The organism is Pantoea sp. AG1095, from assembly GCF_003208415.1.
Taxonomy (GTDB): Bacteria; Pseudomonadota; Gammaproteobacteria; order Enterobacterales; family Enterobacteriaceae; genus Pantoea; species Pantoea leporis.
Genome location: NZ_QKMJ01000016.1, coordinates 55,329 through 73,647, shown reverse-complemented (window position 1 = coordinate 73,647; position 18,319 = coordinate 55,329). Strand labels below are relative to the sequence as shown.

General features: G+C 51.9%; 18 protein-coding genes and 1 other annotated feature. Of the genes, 6 read left to right on the top strand and 12 right to left on the bottom strand.

Annotation, left to right across the window (positions count from 1 at the left end; translation table 11 throughout):
- Positions 1-297: 297 nt before the first annotated feature.
- From clpB to rluD, 3 genes are all read right to left on the bottom strand, one after another.
- A complete protein-coding gene (gene clpB, locus DEU53_RS21860; protein ID WP_101762630.1) occupies positions 298-2,871 on the bottom strand; it encodes an ATP-dependent chaperone ClpB in 2,574 nt (857 codons plus the stop codon).
- Positions 2,872-2,997: 126 nt separating this feature from the next.
- On the bottom strand, positions 2,998-3,726 hold the full coding sequence (gene yfiH / locus DEU53_RS21855) for a purine nucleoside phosphorylase YfiH (protein WP_110868334.1): 729 nt from the start codon (positions 3,724-3,726) through the stop codon (positions 2,998-3,000).
- Positions 3,723-4,703 (bottom strand): 23S rRNA pseudouridine(1911/1915/1917) synthase RluD, encoded by a 981-nt coding sequence (gene rluD / locus DEU53_RS21850; RefSeq protein ID WP_110868333.1) that lies wholly within the window; start codon positions 4,701-4,703, stop codon positions 3,723-3,725. Before rluD ends, yfiH begins: the two co-directional genes overlap by 4 nt.
- A 130-nt stretch (positions 4,704-4,833) precedes the next feature.
- Between rluD and bamD the strand changes: the two genes are divergently transcribed.
- From bamD to pheA, 4 genes are all read left to right on the top strand, one after another.
- A complete protein-coding gene (gene bamD, locus DEU53_RS21845; RefSeq protein WP_008109011.1) occupies positions 4,834-5,574 on the top strand; it encodes an outer membrane protein assembly factor BamD in 741 nt (246 codons plus the stop codon).
- A 276-nt stretch (positions 5,575-5,850) separates the two neighbouring features.
- Positions 5,851-6,177: a ribosome-associated translation inhibitor RaiA gene (gene raiA / locus DEU53_RS21840; protein WP_008109009.1), complete on the top strand. Its 327-nt coding sequence runs from the start codon at positions 5,851-5,853 to the stop codon at positions 6,175-6,177.
- A 96-nt stretch (positions 6,178-6,273) separates the two neighbouring features.
- Positions 6,274-6,398 (top strand) — a sequence feature (Phe leader region).
- The gene (pheL, locus tag DEU53_RS21835; protein ID WP_100703679.1) at positions 6,275-6,322 is read left to right on the top strand and encodes a pheA operon leader peptide PheL; all 48 of its coding nucleotides are present in this window, start codon (positions 6,275-6,277) and stop codon (positions 6,320-6,322) included. (Overlaps the previous feature by 48 nt.)
- Positions 6,399-6,420: 22 nt before the next feature.
- The gene (gene pheA / locus DEU53_RS21830) at positions 6,421-7,584 is read left to right on the top strand and encodes a bifunctional chorismate mutase/prephenate dehydratase (protein ID WP_110868332.1); all 1,164 of its coding nucleotides are present in this window, start codon (positions 6,421-6,423) and stop codon (positions 7,582-7,584) included.
- Between the two features lie 34 nt (positions 7,585-7,618).
- On the opposite strand, the gene tyrA is transcribed toward pheA, so the two are convergent.
- From tyrA to ffh, 7 genes are all read right to left on the bottom strand, one after another.
- Positions 7,619-8,740: a bifunctional chorismate mutase/prephenate dehydrogenase gene (gene tyrA / locus DEU53_RS21825; RefSeq protein WP_110868331.1), complete on the bottom strand. Its 1,122-nt coding sequence runs from the start codon at positions 8,738-8,740 to the stop codon at positions 7,619-7,621.
- A 6-nt stretch (positions 8,741-8,746) separates the two neighbouring features.
- Entirely contained in the window at positions 8,747-9,826 is a 1,080-nt protein-coding gene (locus tag DEU53_RS21820; protein WP_101762625.1) for a 3-deoxy-7-phosphoheptulonate synthase, read from the bottom strand.
- Positions 9,827-10,214: 388 nt separating this feature from the next.
- On the bottom strand, positions 10,215-10,565 hold the full coding sequence (rplS, locus tag DEU53_RS21815; RefSeq protein ID WP_007893316.1) for a 50S ribosomal protein L19: 351 nt from the start codon (positions 10,563-10,565) through the stop codon (positions 10,215-10,217).
- Positions 10,566-10,607: 42 nt separating this feature from the next.
- Positions 10,608-11,372: a tRNA (guanosine(37)-N1)-methyltransferase TrmD gene (trmD, locus tag DEU53_RS21810; RefSeq protein WP_192236546.1), complete on the bottom strand. Its 765-nt coding sequence runs from the start codon at positions 11,370-11,372 to the stop codon at positions 10,608-10,610.
- A gap of 35 nt (positions 11,373-11,407) precedes the next feature.
- Complete coding sequence (gene rimM / locus DEU53_RS21805; protein ID WP_008108998.1) at positions 11,408-11,956, bottom strand: ribosome maturation factor RimM; 549 nt, start codon at positions 11,954-11,956, stop codon at positions 11,408-11,410.
- Between the two features lie 18 nt (positions 11,957-11,974).
- Entirely contained in the window at positions 11,975-12,223 is a 249-nt protein-coding gene (gene rpsP / locus DEU53_RS21800) for a 30S ribosomal protein S16 (RefSeq protein ID WP_007893313.1), read from the bottom strand.
- 142 nt (positions 12,224-12,365) lie between these two features.
- Complete coding sequence (gene ffh / locus DEU53_RS21795; protein ID WP_101762624.1) at positions 12,366-13,727, bottom strand: signal recognition particle protein; 1,362 nt, start codon at positions 13,725-13,727, stop codon at positions 12,366-12,368.
- Positions 13,728-13,894: 167 nt separating this feature from the next.
- On the opposite strand from ffh, the gene DEU53_RS21790 reads away from it, so the two are divergent.
- A complete protein-coding gene (locus DEU53_RS21790; protein ID WP_008108993.1) occupies positions 13,895-14,689 on the top strand; it encodes an inner membrane protein YpjD in 795 nt (264 codons plus the stop codon).
- Positions 14,690-14,699: 10 nt separating this feature from the next.
- Complete coding sequence (locus DEU53_RS21785; RefSeq protein ID WP_110868330.1) at positions 14,700-15,986, top strand: HlyC/CorC family transporter; 1,287 nt, start codon at positions 14,700-14,702, stop codon at positions 15,984-15,986.
- Positions 15,987-16,039: 53 nt separating this feature from the next.
- Here DEU53_RS21785 and luxS read toward each other — a convergent pair whose 3' ends face one another.
- Together luxS and gshA are read right to left on the bottom strand one after the other, a co-directional pair.
- On the bottom strand, positions 16,040-16,555 hold the full coding sequence (luxS, locus tag DEU53_RS21780; RefSeq protein WP_110868329.1) for an S-ribosylhomocysteine lyase: 516 nt from the start codon (positions 16,553-16,555) through the stop codon (positions 16,040-16,042).
- A 150-nt stretch (positions 16,556-16,705) separates the two neighbouring features.
- Positions 16,706-18,310 (bottom strand): glutamate--cysteine ligase, encoded by a 1,605-nt coding sequence (gene gshA / locus DEU53_RS21775; protein WP_110868328.1) that lies wholly within the window; start codon positions 18,308-18,310, stop codon positions 16,706-16,708.
- Positions 18,311-18,319 lie beyond the last annotated feature (9 nt).

Here is an 18,319-nt window from a genome sequence, read left to right as displayed (position 1 = left end):
CGGCTGAACCGTCTGTCGCGAGGTGGCGTATACTACGCTACTCTCCTTCGGAGTCAAACACTTTTTTCAGCGTTTTCATCCGGCGGGATGAATTTATTCACTCCCTGCCGAGCCGTCTGCGTTGCCGCTTTGCCGTCTCAGTGGTGGCGCATTATAGGGAGTTCATTTCAGCTGACAAGTGCTAATTTGAAGTTTTCGCGCGACCGCTCACTTTCCAGGCTATACGTTGCAAAAAGCAGCTAATTCTTGCAAAAGGCCAAAAAAACGGGCCTGCAGGCCCGTTTTAATCAGAAGTGATTACTGATGAGCAACAATCACATCGTCTTTTACATCCATTTCGATGGTTTTTCCCGGAACCAGGGCACCAGAAAGAATCTGCTGAGCCAGCGGGTTTTCAATCTGCTGCTGAATAGCACGTTTCAATGGACGCGCACCATACACCGGGTCGTAGCCATTCTCGCCGAGCAGTTTGAGCGCCTCATCGGAGATATGCAACTGATAGCCACGCTCCTCAAGACGTTTATACAAACGTTGCAGCTGAATCTGCGCAATTGAAGCAATGTGTTTTTCGCCCAATGGGTGGAACACCACCATGTCATCGATACGGTTGATAAACTCTGGGCGGAAATGCTGCCCCACAACCGTCATCACCACCTCTTTCATCTCCGCATAATCCAGAGAACCGAAACGTTCCTGAATAAGATCGGAGCCAAGGTTCGAGGTCATGATCACCACGGTATTGCGGAAATCGACCGTACGGCCCTGTCCGTCGGTTAAGCGACCATCATCCAGCACCTGCAACAGAATGTTGAACACATCAGGATGCGCCTTCTCCACTTCATCCAGCAGAATCACCGAATAAGGCCGACGACGTACCGCTTCGGTCAGATAACCGCCCTCTTCATAGCCGACATATCCCGGAGGTGCACCCACCAGCCGCGACACCGAGTGTTTTTCCATAAACTCGGACATATCAATACGCACCATCGCGTCATCGCTATCGAACAGGAAGCTAGCCAGCGCTTTACACAACTCGGTTTTCCCTACTCCCGTTGGTCCGAGGAACAGGAAGGAACCAATTGGACGATTCGGATCGGACAAGCCGGCACGACTACGACGAATCGCATTCGAAACCGCTTCTACCGCTTCGTTCTGGCCGATGACGCGTGAATGCAAATCCTGCTCCATACGCAGCAACTTGTCGCGCTCGCCTTCCATCATGCGTGCGACAGGAATTCCGGTCCAACGCGCCAGTACATCGGCAATCTCCACATCCGTTACGCGATTACGTAACAGCTTCATGGTTTTGCCTTCAGACTGCGTAGCGATGGCTAACTGTTTCTCCAGCTCCGGAATTTTACCGTACTGCAGCTCAGACATCTGACCCAGGTCACCAACGCGACGCGCTTGCTCCATCGTCAGGCGCGCTTGTTCCAGCTCTGCTTTAATGTTCTGCGTGCCGGTTAATGAGGCTTTTTCCGCTTTCCACTCCTCTTCCAGCTCAGCATATTCACGCTCTTTCTGGTCAAGTTCACTTTCCAGCATTTCCAGACGCTTCACGCTGGCGTCATCAGACTCTTTCTTCAGCGCTTGCTGCTCAAGTTTCAACTGGATGATGCGGCGCTCAAGGCGATCAAGGGACTCAGGCTTCGAATCCATCTGTAAACGAATGCTTGAGGCCGCTTCGTCTATCAGGTCGATGGCCTTATCCGGCAGCTGACGATCGGAGATGTAACGATGCGACAACGTCGCCGCAGCCACAATCGCCGGATCGGTGATCTGCACGTGATGGTGCAGCTCATAGCGTTCTTTCAGTCCGCGCAGAATGGCAATGGTATCTTCGACACTCGGCTCAGCAACAAAGACTTTCTGGAAACGACGTTCGAGCGCCGCATCTTTCTCAATGAACTGACGATACTCATTCAGCGTAGTTGCGCCGACACAGTGCAACTCACCGCGCGCCAATGCGGGTTTCAGCATGTTGCCGGCATCCATGGCGCCATCGGCTTTACCTGCGCCCACCATGGTATGCAGTTCGTCGATAAACAGAATGACGTTGCCTTCCTGCTTCGCCAAATCGCTAAGCACGCCTTTGAGGCGCTCTTCAAATTCACCGCGATATTTGGCGCCCGCCACCAGCGAACCCATATCCAGAGCCAGCACGCGACGGCCTTTCAGCCCTTCCGGCACTTCGCCATTGATGATGCGCTGCGCTAAACCTTCGGCAATAGCCGTTTTACCGACGCCGGGTTCACCAATCAGCACCGGGTTATTTTTGGTACGACGCTGCAACACCTGAATGGTGCGGCGAATTTCTTCATCACGACCGATAACCGGATCCAGCTTGCCGAGTTCGGCACGCTCTGTAAGGTCGATGGTGTATTTTTTTAATGCCTGACGCTGATCTTCAGCCCCTTGATCGTTCACGCTGTCTCCTCCCCGTATTTGCTCGATGGCCGCAGAGAGTTTTTCCGGAGTCGCGCCAGCTGATTTCAATAGATCAGCCAGCGAGCCACGTGAATCAAGGGCCGCCAATACAAATAATTCAGATGATATAAAGTTGTCGCCGCGCTTTTGCGCCAGCTTGTCGCACAGATTGAGTACCCGAATCAGATCGGCGGATGGCTGCACATCGCCGTCCGTGCCTTCAACCTGAGGTAGTCGATTAATCGCTTGTTCAATGCTGGTACGCAGGCCAGCCACGTCGGCACCCGCTGCGCTGAGCAACGGACGCACCGATCCGCCTTCCTGGTTGAGCAATGCGCTCATCAAATGAAGGGGTTCAATGAATTGATTGTCATGTCCCAGAGCAAGGGACTGTGCATCGGCAAGTGCCAGTTGAAATTTATTAGTAAGACGATCCAGACGCATAATTCCTCCCATTACAGGTCAAAATGCTACTGGAGATTAAATGAGGTCATCCCTCAAATTTTTCAAGGTTAATGACCTGAGTTGTGAGCAAAAAATACGCTAACTGGACCGTCTTGTGGCGTAAGGTTATCTCAGCCAAATCAAAGTTGCCATACGCCCGGTGATTCCGTCGCGTCGGTAGGAGAAAAAATCATCGCGCTCATGGAAGGTACATCGCGTTGAACCGCTGATGGAATGCACGCCGGCGGCCTGCAGACGCTGACGCGCCAGCAGCCAAATATCGGCGAAGTATTTGTTACCCGCCGGGCGGAAAGCCTCTTCCGCTTGTGAATCATGGGCCATAAATGCCGTTCTGACTTCCGAGCCAACTTCAAATGCCAGCGGCCCAATTGCCGGACCAAGCCATGCATGAATGTCATTTGGCGCGCAGTGAAACTGTGACAACGTCTGTTCCAGCACGCCATTACAGAGTCCACGCCAACCGGCATGTGCTGCCGCGACTTCACTGCCATCCTTGCTGCAGAACAGCACCGGCAAACAATCCGCCGTCATCACTGCGCAAACCACCCCGCTTTCACGCGTGATTGCGGCATCAGCGCGCGGCAGCGGATCGCTGGCGGGTAAACGCGCAACCACTTGACCATGGATCTGATCCAGCCATTGCGGCATTGCAGGTAACGTCAGTTGTTCAACCAGGCGTTGACGATTCTGAGCAACATGCGCCTCAGCGTCGCCAACATGCCCACCAAGATTCAACGAATCCCATGGAGCAGCGCTGACGCCGCCGTAACGCGTGGTGGAACATGCCCGAACATGCTGCGGCGCAGGCCAATCCGGGATGATCCATTCACTCATAGCCAATCCATCTGATCGCGGAATTCAAGGGTATCGGCTTTCAGCGCATCAATTAAATCGACCATATCCTGCGGCAACGGCGCATGCCATTCCATCTCAATACCGGTGATTGGGTGATAGAGACGTAACATCGTGGCATGCAGCGCCTGGCGATCAAAACCCCGTAGCGTAGTGATGAAAGCTTCAGATGCCCCTTTTGGCGGACGTGGGCGGCCCCCGTACAGCGGATCGCCCACCAGCGGATGGTTGATATGCGCCATATGCACACGAATCTGATGGGTACGACCGGTTTCGAGACGCAAACGCAAACGCGTATGGGCACGAAAGTGCTCCATGATACGATAGTGCGTGGTTGCCGGTTTACCCATCGGGTGCACCGCCATGTGCGTACGTTTGGTTGAGTGGCGCGCCATGGGCTGATCCACCGTACCGCCCGCAGTCATGGTGCCAATAGCCACCGCTTCATACTCACGCGTGATTTCGCGCAGCTGCAGCGTTTCAACCAGGTGCGTTTGCGCAGGAACGGTTTTCGCGACCACCATCAAACCGGTGGTATCTTTATCCAGACGATGAACAATACCTGCACGAGGCACATCAACGATCGGTGGATAGTGATAAAGCAGTGCGTTAAGCACTGTGCCATCAGGATTACCGGCGCCGGGATGTACCACCAAACCGCGAGGTTTGTTGATGACCAGAATGTCGTCATCTTCATAGACGATATTCAGTGGGATATTTTGCGCTTCCCAGCGTTGCTCTTCTTCGATCTCAGCATCAATCGAGACATGCTCACCGCCAAAAACTTTTTCTTTTGGTTTATCGATGATAGTGCCGTTGACGCTGACTCGGCGCTCAAGAATCCATTCTTTTATGCGAGAACGTGAATAATCAGGGAACAATTCTGCCAAAGTCTGATCTAAGCGTTGTCCAAGCTGTGCTTCGGACACCGTTGCGGTGAGTTGAACTTGTTGTGCCATATACAGCTTCTTCGTTAACGTTGGGTTTTCACGGCGATGCCGTTTAATATAATGTGCTATCGTACCTGGTCATAACTGGGAGCTATACGGACAGCTTCTGCTACAACACTTTGAGGATAATCATTTCGTCATGACGCGTATGAAACATCTGGTGGCTGCTGCCACACTGAGCCTGAGCCTGGCGCTTGTGGGTTGTTCTGGCTCATCAGATCCAGTCCCGGACAGCCCGCCGTCTGAAATTTACGCCACGGCCCAGCAAAAGCTGCAGGACGGTAACTTTAAAGCGGCGATTAAGCAACTGGAAGCACTGGATAACCGCTATCCGTTTGGTCCTTACTCGCAGCAAGTACAGCTGGATTTGATCTACGCGTATTACAAAAATGCCGATCTGCCACTGGCGCAAGCCGCTATTTCTCGCTTTATGCGTCTGAATCCAACCCATCCGAATATCGACTATGTCATCTATATGAAAGGTCTGACGGATATGGCGCTGGACGATTCTGCACTGCAGGGCTTCTTCGGTATCGATCGTTCCGATCGTGATCCGACGCACGCTCGTGATGCTTTCCGTGACTTCTCGCAATTACTGCGCGGTTATCCAAACAGCCAATATGCTGCGGATGCGCAGAAACGTTTGGCATTCCTGAAAGAGCGCCTGGCGAAGTATGAACTCTCGGTGGCGCAATTCTATACCAAGCGCGGTGCCTATGTCGCTGTTGTTAACCGCGTGGAAACAATGATGAAGGATTATCCGGATACTGAGGCGACCCATGAAGCGTTGCCGTTGATGGAGAATGCTTACCGCCAGCTGCAGTTGACGGCCGAGGCCGACAAAGTGGCAAAAATCATTGCGGCAAATAATCAGTCCTGATTATTACACCCACAAAAAAGCAGCCCGTGAGGCTGCTTTTTTTATGTCACTTTGTGGATAATTCAGCATTTTTACAGATTTATCGCTGCAGTTATCCAGTCAATCATGCGCCCTTCCCCAGTCGTCTTCAAGTATTTCCCGCCACTTTCCCGGCCTTTCTCACAATTAAGCGGCATTGACAAAAAGTGACATTTCAATGTGATTTAGATCACACATTTTCTTAATTTCCGCGGTATGCTGGACCTACCCACACGGAAATGACAGAGAGGTTTAACTATGATTCTGAACATTACCAGCAAACAAATGGAAATCACCGAGGCCATCCGTAACCACGTTGAAGAGCGTCTCGCCAAGCTGGAAAAATGGCAAACACATCTGATAAACCCTCACATTGTGTTATCGAAAGAGCCGAAGGAGTTTGTGGCTGATGCCACCATTAATACGCCTAACGGTACGCTGGTTGCCAGCGCGAAACATGATGATATGTATACGGCCATCAATGACTTGATTGCCAAGCTGGAGCGACAACTCAATAAAGCGCAACACAAACCCGAAGCCCGTCGCGCCAACAGCAGTGTGAAAGATTTTCTTCCTACGGAATAAGCAAACATCTTTAGTAACGCGCCTCCGGGCGCGTTTTTTATTGACAGCTTTAAATCACTGCGGTTACTCTCAAGCCACTTCATTTATGGAAACAACCATGAAACATCTGCCGTTCTTCTTCGCATTCTTTTTTACCTTCCCCTGATTGGGAGGCGATTCGTCATGTGAAAATGAATGCGAAGACGAACAACAAAGCCTCCCAAATGGGAGGCTTTTTTATTGGACATTTTACAGGTGAGCCCTATGAATCCCGAAAATCCGCTGCTGGCATTACGCGATAAAATCAGCGCCGTTGATGAAAAACTCTTAGCGCTTTTGTCGGCGCGTCGCATACTGGCCGTTGAAGTTGCGCAGGCTAAACTGGCAACGCATCGCCCTATCCGCGACGTTGAGCGTGAACGCGCTCTGCTGGAAAACTTAATTTCACTGGGTAAAAAGCATCAGCTTGATGCGCATTACATCACTCGCCTGTTTCAGTTGGTGATTGAAGATTCGGTTCTTACTCAGCAAGCCTTGTTGCAAAAGAATCTCAACCATCCACATGCTCACGCACCGCGCATTGCATTCCTCGGTCCGAAAGGTTCCTACTCACATCTTGCGGCGCGCAAATACGCCACCCGACATTTTGATTCAATGGTTGAGATCGGCTGCCTGAAATTCCATGACATCATCCATCAGGTGGAAAGTGGACAAGCGGACTACGCAGTGATGCCGATTGAAAATACCAGCTCTGGTTCGATCAACGACGTTTACGATCTGCTTCAGCAAACCACGCTATCGATTGTGGGTGAACTGACCATTCCAATTGAGCACTGTGTGCTGGTCAACGGCAGCACCGATTTGCAGCAGATCGAAACGGTTTACAGTCATCCTCAGCCATTCCAGCAGTGCAGCCAGTTCATTAATCGTTTCCCGCAGTGGAAAATCGAATACACCGAAAGCACCGCTGCAGCGATGGAGAAAGTGGCAGCGATGAATTCACCAAAGGTTGCCGCATTGGGTAGCGAAGCGGGCGGTGAGCTGTATGGATTGCAGGTGATGGAGCGCAATCTGGCCAATCAACAGCAGAACCATACGCGCTTCATCGTGCTGGCACGTAAAGCGATTGAAGTTTCGGGTCAGGTTCCGGCGAAAACAACATTGATCATGGCGACGGGTCAACAAGCGGGGGCATTGGTTGAAGCGCTGATGGTATTACGTAACCACGGCCTCATCATGAGCAAACTGGAAAACCGTCCCATCAACGGCAATCCGTGGGAAGAGATGTTTTATATTGATGTGCAGGGCAATCTGCAGTCAGAAAATATGCAGTTGGCGTTAACCGAGTTGAGCGGCTTAACCCGTTCATTAAAAGTTCTTGGCTGCTATCCAGGCGAGAATGTGGTGCCGGTTGAGCCGCGCCTCTAAGCAAAAAGGCATCCTCACGGATGCCTTTTGTTTTTTACTGCCGGCTATCGTTCGCCGATCGCAGCATGCTTCTGCTTTCGACCAGGAAGCGTTTCGCGTAATCACCAAACCAGTGTTCGACGCGCTCAAAGCTATCGATAAAGGCTTGCTTATCGCCCTGCTCGAGCAGTTTGATCGCATCGCCAAATCGCTGGTAATAACGTTTAATCAGCGCCAGATTACTCTCCGAGGACATGATGATGTCCGCGTAAAGCTGCGGATCCTGCGCAAACAGACGTCCAACCATTGCCAGTTCAAGGCGGTATATCGGTGAAGATAGCGCCAGCAGCTGATCCAGATTAACGTTCTCTTCCGCCAGATGCAGACCGTAAGCGAAAGTCGCAAAGTGACGCAGTGCCTGAATAAACGCCATATTCTGGTCGTGCTCAACGGCACTGATACGATGCAGCCGCGCGCCCCAAACCTGAATCTGCTCAAGGAACCACTGATAAGCTTCCGGCTGACGGCCATCACACCAAACCACAACCTGCTTTGCCAGGCTGCCGCTGTCCGGGCCAAACATCGGATGCAAGCCCAGAACCGGTCCGGTGTGCGCGGCCAGCATCGCCTGCAGCGGGCGATTCTTCACCGAAGCCAGATCGACCAAAATGCAGTCTTCTGGCAATTTCGGCAGCTCACCGATGATTTGCTCGGTCAGATGAATTGGCACACTGATGATCACCATGCCCGCATCTTTCAGCAGCTCGTCAGAGCGTTCCCAATCGCCTTTATCCAGAATGCGGACCTGATAGCCAGAAAGCGTCAGCATCTTTTCAAACAGACGCCCCATCTGGCCGCGGCCACCTACAATCACCACCGGACGCAACGTCGGACACAGCGTTTTGAAGCCTTTGTCATTTTCATGCGCATAGGATTCACGCATCAAACGACGCAATACATCTTCAATCAAGTCCGGCGACACGCCGAGCGCTTCAGCTTCCTGGCGGCGTGAAGCCAGCATGCTGGCCTCACGCTCAGGAACATAGATCGGCAAACCGTAGCGGCTTTTAACTTCCCCTACTTCGGCTACCAGCTCCAGTCGTTTTGCCAGTAACCTAAGCAGTGCTTTATCTACTTCATCGATTTGATCGCGTAGCGCGGTCAGTTCAGCCACCATGACTCATTACACCTCGTGTGACAGACGCGCCGACAGCACTCCCTGCAGATCCTGATGGATTTCACGCAGCAACGTTTCAGTGGTTTCCCAGTTGATGCAGGCATCAGTGACGGACACACCGTATTTCATTTCGCTACGTGGCTGTTCAGAAGACTGGTTGCCTTCATGAATGTTGCTTTCCAACATCAGGCCAATGATGGAACGGTTTCCATCTTTAATCTGCGCAATAGCCGATTCGGCTACGCCAGGCTGGCGACGATAGTCTTTGTTAGAATTACCATGGCTGCAATCTATCATTAAGGCCGGACGCAGTCCCGCTTTCAGCATCTCTTTTTCACACTGAGCGACATCTTCTGGACCGTAGTTTGGTGCTTTACCGCCGCGCAGAATCACATGCCCATCTGGGTTGCCCTGCGTTTGCAGCAAGCAAACCTGGCCGGCCTGATTGATGCCAACAAAACGGTGCGGCATTGCGGCGGCGCGCATGGCGTTAATCGCGGTGCCCAGGCTGCCATCCGTACCATTTTTAAAACCAACCGGCATGGAAAGGCCTGAAGCCATTTCACGGTGGGTTTGTGATTCAGTGGTACGCGCACCAATCGCTGACCAGCTAAACAGATCGCCAAGATATTGCGGGCTATTCGGATCCAGCGCTTCGGTCGCCAGCGGTAAACCCATCTCCACGAGATTAACCAGCAGTTGACGCGCGATATGCAGGCCAGCTTCCATATCAAACGAGTTGTTCATGTAAGGATCGTTGATTAACCCCTTCCAGCCGACGGTGGTTCGAGGTTTTTCAAAATAAACGCGCATAACGATGTACAGCTGATCCTTCAACTGTGCAGAGAGAGATTGCAACTGACGGGCATAGGCAAGTGCGGCTTCAGTATCGTGAATCGAACAAGGACCACAAACCACCAACAGACGCGGATCGCGGCCCGCAATAATGTCGGCAATGGTTTGGCGAGAAGACGCAATTTGCGCTTCCTGCGCCGCAGTGAGCGGGAATTTGGCTTTCAGCTCTTGCGGGGTAATCAAAATTTGTTCGTCGGCGATATGCACATTGTTCAGCGCGTCTTTTTGCATGATTGCGATCCTTTTTACTCGTTTATGCGGTTTGGGATCCTCACTGAGGATGGCGCTTACTTTATCACACCCTGTACAGGTTGCAATCCACCCATGTACACATTTATTACCACATCAAATAAAAATCATAGAAAATATTAAAATGTTCATTAAAATCATACGAATAACAGAAATGATGACAGAATGGTAATGTAAACTAAAGGTTACACCTAATTATGTTTTGATGATGCTCTCAACTAAAATTTTGGTATAACATTTTGATTTTCATTGTTTTCAGGAAACATACACTTTCCATCTTAGGGATGATCCTGCGCCCTTATACGCCCATAAAAAAAAGGGGCTGGCCAAATGGCCAACCCCTTGTTTGCTATTAACTTTGAGAAGTCGCTTACGCGCCAAGACGCTCTTTGATACGAGCTGACTTACCGGTACGCTCACGCAGGTAATACAGTTTGGCTTTACGCACAGCACCACGACGTTTAACAGCAATGCTGTCAATTACTGGAGAGTGAGTCTGGAAGACACGCTCAACACCTTCGCCGTTAGAAATCTTACGAACAGTGAATGCAGAATGCAGACCGCGGTTACGAATAGCGATAACCACGCCCTCGAATGCCTGCAGACGCTTCTTAGAACCTTCTACGACCCATACTTTCACTTCCACGGAATCACCCGGACGGAATGAAGGTACGTCCTGCTTCATCTGCTCTTGTTCAAGTTGCTTGATAATGTTGCTCATAATTAAATCTCTTATCCTGGGTAAACTGATAGTGAGGGAAGATTACTCTCCCGCCTCATCGTTTTGTTGCTGCTGATGTTCACGCTGGAACTCATTTAGCAACCGTGCTTGCTCTTCAGTCAGAGCCAGGTTTTCCAGAAGTTCAGGTCTTCTTAGCCAGGTACGGCCTAACGACTGTTTCAGGCGCCAGCGGCGAATATCGGCATGGTTGCCCGACAGTAAAACTGGCGGAACTTCCATCCCTTCTAACACTTCAGGTCGGGTGTAGTGCGGGCAATCCAGCAAACCATCCGAGAACGAATCCTCATCGGCTGACGCCTGTTTTCCCAGTACGCCGGGAATAAACCGCGCGACCGAGTCAATCAACGTCATGGCTGGCAGCTCACCGCCACTGAGCACGTAATCACCGATTGACCACTCTTCATCAATCTCAGTGTGAATCACGCGCTCATCTATCCCTTCGTAGCGACCACACACCAGAATCAACTTCTGATGGGTCGCCAGTTCGCAAACGCCCTGTTGGTCCAGTTTGCGTCCCTGAGGTGAAAGATAAATCACCTTAGCACCTTCTCCCGCCGCTGCTTTCGCTGCGGAGATGGCGTCCCGTAAGGGTTGCACCATCATCAACATTCCCGGTCCGCCGCCGTAAGGACGATCGTCCACGGTACGGTGCCGGTCATGCGTGAAGTCACGAGGACTCCAGCTTTGAATGTCGAGCAGGCCATTTTTTACTGCCCGGCCAGTTACCCCGTACTCGGTAATAGCGCGAAACATCTCTGGAAACAGGCTAATAACACCAATCCACATCGCGTTCGCCGTTACGTTACCGGATTGTCCGGAGATCAAAAACCAGGATCCCAATCTACTTCAATAAGGCCAGTAGAGAGATCGACTTTCTTGATAACCTGTTCATCAAGAAACGGGATTAACCGCTCTTGCGCACCGAATGCATCCTTCAGGTTTGCCTTAACGACGAGAACGTCGTTCGATCCGGTTTCCATCAAATCAATGACTTTGCCCATCTCGTAGCCTTCGAGGTTCACTACTTTCATTCCCATAAGGTCTTTCCAGTAGTAATCGCCTGCTTCCAGCGCTGGCAGCTGCGTGGAGTCGACCGTAATTTCGCAATTGGTCAACTGTGCCGCAGCGTCCCGATCGTCAATGCCTTTGACTTTGATGATCAGGTCCTGATTGTGGTGCTTCCAGCCCTCGAGTTCGACCTGCTGCCATTTACCGGCGCGCTGGATGAACCAAGGTTGGTAGTCGAAGATGCTTTCAGCGTCTTCAGTGGAGGAAAACACTTTGAGCCAACCCCGAATTCCGTAAGCCGCGCCCATTTTTCCCAATACAATCGGGTTAACGGGAGGCTGCCCGGCAGGTTTAATGCTCATGCTCACCACCGTGACAGATTAAGCTGCTTTCTTTGCTTCTTTGATCAGCGCGTTAACGCGATCAGAAAGCGTTGCGCCCTGGCCAACCCAGTGCTCAATACGGTCCAGATCCAGACGCAGACCTTCAGCCTGACCAGAAGCGATCGGGTTGAAGAAACCTACGCGCTCGATGAAACGACCGTTACGAGCATTGCGGCTGTCAGTGACGACGACCTGATAGAACGGACGCTTTTTAGCGCCGTGACGTGCCAAACGAATTGTTACCATAACATCCTCATTAGTTAATAAAGCGCTCGGGCCCCATCGAGGAACGGGGCCCGAGCGCGATATAAAAAGCCCGAAAATTTTACTCATTTTGGCGCAAAAAGCAACCTAAGCGTGCCAAATTTCCGGCTTTATGAAGGTCGCCTTAGCGACCAGGGAATCCAGGCGGCATCATACCTTTCATGCCACGCATCATTTTGGCCATGCCGCCTTTCTTCATTTTCTTCATCATGCGCTGCATATCATCGAACTGTTTCAGCAGTCGGTTGACATCTTGCACCTGCATGCCTGAGCCCAGCGCAATACGACGTTTGCGCGAACCCTTGATAATTTCTGGCTTCTCACGCTCTTTACGCGTCATCGAATTGATGATGGCTTCCATGCGGACCAGCACTTTGTCATCCATCTGCGATTTCACGTTGTCAGGCAGTTGCCCCATGCCCGGCAGTTTGCCCATCAGGCTCGCCATGCCGCCCATGTTGCGCATCTGCTTTAACTGCTCAAGGAAGTCGTTGAGATCAAAACCGTCGCCGGTTTTCAGTTTCTTAGCCAGTTTCTCCGCCTGATCGCGGTCAACTTTGCTCTCAATATCTTCGATCAGCGACAGAACATCGCCCATGCCGAGAATGCGCGACGCGATACGCTCTGGATAGAAAGCTTCCAGCGCTTCGGTCTTTTCGCCCATCCCCATAAATTTGATGGGCTTGCCGGTAATATGACGAATCGACAGCGCCGCACCACCGCGCGCATCACCATCGACTTTAGTCAGGATCACACCGGTCAGCGGCAGCGCTTCGTTGAAGGCTTTCGCGGTGTTGGCGGCATCCTGACCGGTCATAGCATCGACCACAAACAGGGTTTCCACCGGATTTATCGCGGCGTGTACCTGTTTGATTTCGTCCATCATCGCTTCATCGACGTGTAAACGACCGGCGGTATCCACCAGCAGCACATCGTAGAATTGCACTTTGGCTTGTTTTAGCGCGTTCTGAACAATATCGACCGGCTTTTGACTCAGATCGGACGGACAGAAATCCACGCCGACCTGGCCAGCCAGGGTTTCCAGCTGTTTGATCGCCGCAGGGCGATAAACGTCAGCAGAAACTACCAGCACTTTCTTCTTATGCTTCTCGCGCAAGAATTTACCCAGTTTCGCCACGCTAGTGGTTTTACCAGCACCTTGCAAACCTGCCATCAGCACCACGGCTGGCGGCTGAGCATTCAGATTGAGCGCATTATTTTCAGCGCCCATCGCCGCAACCAGTTCGTTGCGCACGATTTTGATGAACTCCTGGCCTGGCGTCAGGCTTTTGTTCACATCGTGGCCAACGGCGGCCTCTTTCACGCGATTAATAAATTCACGCACTACCGGCAGCGCAACGTCAGCTTCCAGCAGCGCCATGCGGACTTCACGCAGCGTGTCTTTGATGTTGTCTTCAGTCAGCCTTCCGCGGCCGCTGATATTGCGCAGGGTTTGCGACAAACGATCGGTTAAATTATCAAACATGCTCTCTCACTTAGAACCGTAGCGAGGCCGCCATAGGCGACACAATGCGGCGGATTATAACACGAAGACGAAGCGATCTCTGCAATTGACCGTCAGATCGTTTGGAGCCTGCTGCTGCTGGCGCTATACTGCTTTTTTCCTTATCTGACCGATACCTGAAAGGATCTATGTTCGTTTTCGCGATCGTGGCGCTGTTCGCCTACTCCCTCAGCCTTGCATTGATCATTCCCAGCCTGCTTAAACGCAACGGTGGCTGGCGTCGTTTTGCTGTGCTTTCTGCCTGCGTGGCGCTGATTGCGCACGCCGTTGCTCTGCAGCAGCGCATTTTTGCTGTTGATAATGGGCAAAACCTCAGCCTGCTTAATATCGGCTCGCTGGTTAGCCTGCTGATCTGCGCCATCATGACGATTGTCGCCTCGCGCAATCGTGGCTGGCTGCTGCTGCCGATTGTTTACAGCTTTGCATTGATTAATCTGGCCTTTGCCACCTTTGTGCCCAATGCCTTTATTACGCATCTGGAAACCACGCCGGGCATGATGGTTCACATCGGTCTGTCGCTGTTTGCCTATGCCACGCTGATCATCGCGGCACTGTATGCGCTGCAGCTGGCGTGGATCGATTACCAGTTGAAAAATAAGAAACTGGCTTTCACTCAGGATATGCCGCCGCTGCTCAGCATTGAGCGCAAAATGTTCCACATCACGCAGATTGGCGTTGTGCTGTTGACGCTGGTGCTGTGCACCGGTTTGCTCTTCATGCATAACCTGTTTAGCGCTGAGAATGTGGATAAAGCGGTTCTCTCCATCATTGCCTGGTTTGTCTACATTGTTCTGCTTTGGGGACACTATCGTGAAGGCTGGCGCGGACGCCGCGTCGTGTGGTTTAACTGTGGCGGCGCATTGCTGCTAACCATGGCCTACTTCGGCAGCCGCGTGCTTCAGCACCTGCTCACCTCTCACTAAGGATTTTGTGTTGGAACACGTTTCAACCACCACGCTGATCATTACGCTGGTCATCATGGTGCTGGTCTCTGCCTATTTCTCCGGTTCAGAGACCGGCATGATGACGCTTAATCGCTACAAACTGCGCCATAAAGCCAAAAGCGGCAATCGCGGTGCGCGTCGGGTAGAAAAACTTCTGCGTCGTCCCGACCGCCTGATCAGCCTGGTTTTAATCGGCAACAACCTCGTTAATATTCTCGCCTCCGCACTCGGCACCATTGTCGGTATGCGCCTGTATGGCGATGCTGGCGTAGCGATTGCCACCGGCATTCTGACTTTTGTCGTGCTGGTTTTTGCCGAAGTGCTGCCGAAAACGGTCGCGGCGCTCTATCCAGAAAAAGTGGCCTATCCCAGCAGCGTGTTACTGGCTCCGCTGCAGTATGTGATGCTGCCGCTGGTGTGGCTGCTGAATACCATAACCCGCATTCTGATGCGCATGGTGGGCATTAAAACCGACGGTTCCATCAGTTCGGCGTTAAGCAAAGAAGAGTTGCGCACCATTGTGCATGAGTCGCGCTCGCTGATGTCGCGGCGTAATCAGGACATGCTGCTGTCAGTGCTCGATTTGGAGAAAGTCAGCGTGGATGACATCATGGTGCCGCGCAATGAGATCGTCGGCATCAACGTCAATGATGACTGGAAATCGATTGAGCGCCAGCTGAGTCATTCGCCGCATGGGCGTATCGTCCTGTTCCGTGACTCGCTGGATGACTGCGTTGGTATGCTGCGCGTGCGTGAAGCCTGGCGCATGATGACCGAGAAGAAAGAGTTCAACAAAGATCGCCTGCTGCGTGCTGCTGATGAGATTTACTATGTACCGGAAGGCACGCCGCTTAACGTGCAGCTGGTTAAATTTCAGCGCAACAAAAAGAAAGTCGGCATGGTGGTTGATGAATATGGCGATGTTAAAGGCTTAGTGACGATTGAAGATATTCTGGAAGAGATCGTCGGCGATTTCACCACCTCCATGTCGCCGTCGCTGGCCGAAGAAGTCATGCCGCAAAATGATGGTTCGGTATTGATTGAAGGCAGCGCCAATGTGCGTGAAATCAACAAAGCCTTTAACTGGACGTTACCGGAAGAGGATGCGCGCACCATTAACGGCATGCTGCTGGAAGCACTGGAAGAGATTCCGCTGGTCGATACTCGCGTCACCCTTGGCGCCTACGATATCGATATCCTTGATGTGCAGGACAACATGGTGAAGCAGGTGCGCATTACGCCACACCACGCACTGAAATCCACCATCGGCTCCTGAAGCCTGTAAACAAAAACGCCGCGATAATCGCGGCGTTTTTCATGGTGTCTCAACTAGATGTGCAGCTCTTTCAGCTTTTCCGCTGGCAGCTTCAAATCTTCGTTGCGGTTCACGCCGATGTCGTGCGCCAGCACATTGCGCGCGATCTGCTGCGCTTCATCCAGTGAGTGCAGTTTGTAGCTGCCGCACTGGTATTCGTTCAGCTCTGGAATCTGGCCCTGCTCTTTGACTTTCAGAACATCTTCCATCGCGCCTTTCCAGGCCTTCGCTACACGCTGCTCGTCAGGCGTACCAATCAAACTCATGTAGAAGCCGGTGCGGCAACCCATTGGCGAGATGTCGACGATTTCAACGTCATCACCATTCAGATGATTACGCATGAAGCCAGCAAACAGGTGCTCCAGCGTATGGATGCCACGCTCAGTCAGAATATCAATATTCGGACGGCAAAAACGCAGGTCGAAAACGGTGATGGTATCGCCATGCGGAGTTTTCATGGTTTTTGCTACGCGTACTGCAGGTGCGCCCATGATGGTGTGATCAACAGTAAAACTATCCAGTAGTGGCATACGTCACCTCCTGTTTTGAGATTTTTTTTAAAACGATGAAACTTTTCTGTTCGTCCAGCGTCTGAATATATGAAAGACGCGCATTTGTTATCATCATCCCTGACAACAGAGATGTTTATTTTGGCCACATTGATGTGGCCATTTTCTTTTCTAGCCTTCGCGACCCGCAAGGTAGCTTTCGAAATCCAGCGTATCGCTCTGTTCCAGCTTCTCTTGTGCCTGCACCGACTCTAACGCCTGACGACTAAAATCTTCTTCGGTCAGAATCTCTAACGACTCTTCACACAGCAGATGACGATATTGCTCTGCCAATGCCACACCCGCGCCGGTCAAACCGTTTTCTTTGATCGCATGCAGGATGCGCGCCGAATAGGTTAGCTCAGGATCGTCGAAAGATGCCACCAGTTGATCGCAAACCTGTTGATATTGCGTGTTGCCGTGATTGCTGTCGAGCACTTCCGCCACGCGACGCAGATCGGCAAACAGCGCTTTACCCACTTCAACCAGCGTATGTTCTTTTTCGCTGCAACCTACTGCAATGACCTGGCCAGGCTTACGCCCTTCCATCACCACGCGATTCCAGTTTTTACGCGTACACAGCAGCTCATCCGCGCTCATTTCTGGCGCATCAGCTAGCGTACACCAAATCAGGAACAGATCGAGGAAGCGCGCCTGATCGGCATCTACGCCAATCGCGGAGAATGGGTTAATGTCCAGCGAACGCACTTCAATGTATTCAATACCGCCGCGCAGCAGCGCATCAGATGGTGCCTCGCCTGAACGCGTAACGCGTTTCGGACGAATCGGCGCGTACAGCTCGTTTTCAATTTGCAGCACATTGGTGTTCAACTGCAGCCAGTTGCCATCGGCGTCTTTGGTGCCCATGGCGGCATACTCTTCCGACGGCGTTTTAATCGCTGCCTTCAGTGCTGCAACGTAACCTTCCAGCGAGTTAAAAGTGATACCCAAACCGCTCTGCGATTTGTTGGTATAACCAAGGTCGCTCAGGCGCAGTGAGGTGGCGTGAGGCAGCCACAGCGTACCCTTGCCATCACCTTCAAACGGCAGATTGCTCTCGCGCCCTTGCAGGAACGAGGAGCAAATCGCTGGCGATGCACCGAACAGATACGGAATAACCCAGCCAAAACGATAGTAGTTACGAATCAGACGCAGATAGCCGGCAGAGATGGTCTCTTTGCCGCTTTCGGCATCTTTTACATCCGCCCACTCCTGCCAAAACGACAGCGGCAACGAGAAGTTGTAGTGCACGCCAGAGATAATCTGCATCAGCGCGCTGTAGCGATTCTTCAGCCCCTGACGATACAGCGTTTTCATTTTGCCAATGTTCGAGCTGCCATACTGCGCCAACTCGATGCTATCAACGTCATCAATGAAGCCCGGCATGCTGAAAGGCCACAAGCGCTCCTCGCCTAACTCACGCGCCACATGACGGTGAATATCGCGCAGGAACGCCAGTGAACGATCGATGCTCTGATCAACTGGCGTGATGAACTCCATCAGCGTTTCGGCAAAATCGGTGGTGATCCAATCATGCTTAAGCGCCGAACCGAGTGACTCAGGATGTCCTGTGGTTGCCAGGTGACCATCGGGTTTTACGCGTAATGATTCGCGCTCAATACCACGGCCGATACCCTTTAACGCGTCAGGATGCGCCTCCAGCCAGGAAAGTGCCTTAGATACGTCCGGGATCACGTTAACCTCCCGCTGTGTTAATAATTTATTTTTGTTCAGCATAATGTTAGC

Bases quoted from the DNA above. Each gene is read 5' to 3' on its own strand.
- rpsP (WP_007893313.1), bottom strand. From the start codon at position 12,223: ATGGTAACAATTCGTTTGGCACGTCACGGCGCTAAAAAGCGTCCGTTC.
- rplS (WP_007893316.1), bottom strand. From the start codon at position 10,565: ATGAGCAACATTATCAAGCAACTTGAACAAGAGCAGATGAAGCAGGAC.
- gshA (WP_110868328.1), bottom strand. From the start codon at position 18,310: ATGCTGAACAAAAATAAATTATTAACACAGCGGGAGGTTAACGTGATC.
- rimM (WP_008108998.1), bottom strand. From the start codon at position 11,956: ATGAGCATTAAACCTGCCGGGCAGCCTCCCGTTAACCCGATTGTATTG.
- clpB (WP_101762630.1), bottom strand. From the start codon at position 2,871: ATGCGTCTGGATCGTCTTACTAATAAATTTCAACTGGCACTTGCCGAT.
- bamD (WP_008109011.1), top strand. From the start codon at position 4,834: ATGACGCGTATGAAACATCTGGTGGCTGCTGCCACACTGAGCCTGAGC.
- trmD (WP_192236546.1), bottom strand. From the start codon at position 11,372: ATGTGGATTGGTGTTATTAGCCTGTTTCCAGAGATGTTTCGCGCTATT.
- yfiH (WP_110868334.1), bottom strand. From the start codon at position 3,726: ATGAGTGAATGGATCATCCCGGATTGGCCTGCGCCGCAGCATGTTCGG.
- ffh (WP_101762624.1), bottom strand. From the start codon at position 13,727: ATGTTTGATAATTTAACCGATCGTTTGTCGCAAACCCTGCGCAATATC.
- pheA (WP_110868332.1), top strand. From the start codon at position 6,421: ATGAATCCCGAAAATCCGCTGCTGGCATTACGCGATAAAATCAGCGCC.
- luxS (WP_110868329.1), bottom strand. From the start codon at position 16,555: ATGCCACTACTGGATAGTTTTACTGTTGATCACACCATCATGGGCGCA.
- DEU53_RS21790 (WP_008108993.1), top strand. From the start codon at position 13,895: ATGTTCGTTTTCGCGATCGTGGCGCTGTTCGCCTACTCCCTCAGCCTT.
- raiA (WP_008109009.1), top strand. From the start codon at position 5,851: ATGATTCTGAACATTACCAGCAAACAAATGGAAATCACCGAGGCCATC.
- rluD (WP_110868333.1), bottom strand. From the start codon at position 4,703: ATGGCACAACAAGTTCAACTCACCGCAACGGTGTCCGAAGCACAGCTT.
- tyrA (WP_110868331.1), bottom strand. From the start codon at position 8,740: ATGGTGGCTGAACTGACCGCGCTACGCGATCAAATCGATGAAGTAGAT.
- DEU53_RS21820 (WP_101762625.1), bottom strand. From the start codon at position 9,826: ATGCAAAAAGACGCGCTGAACAATGTGCATATCGCCGACGAACAAATT.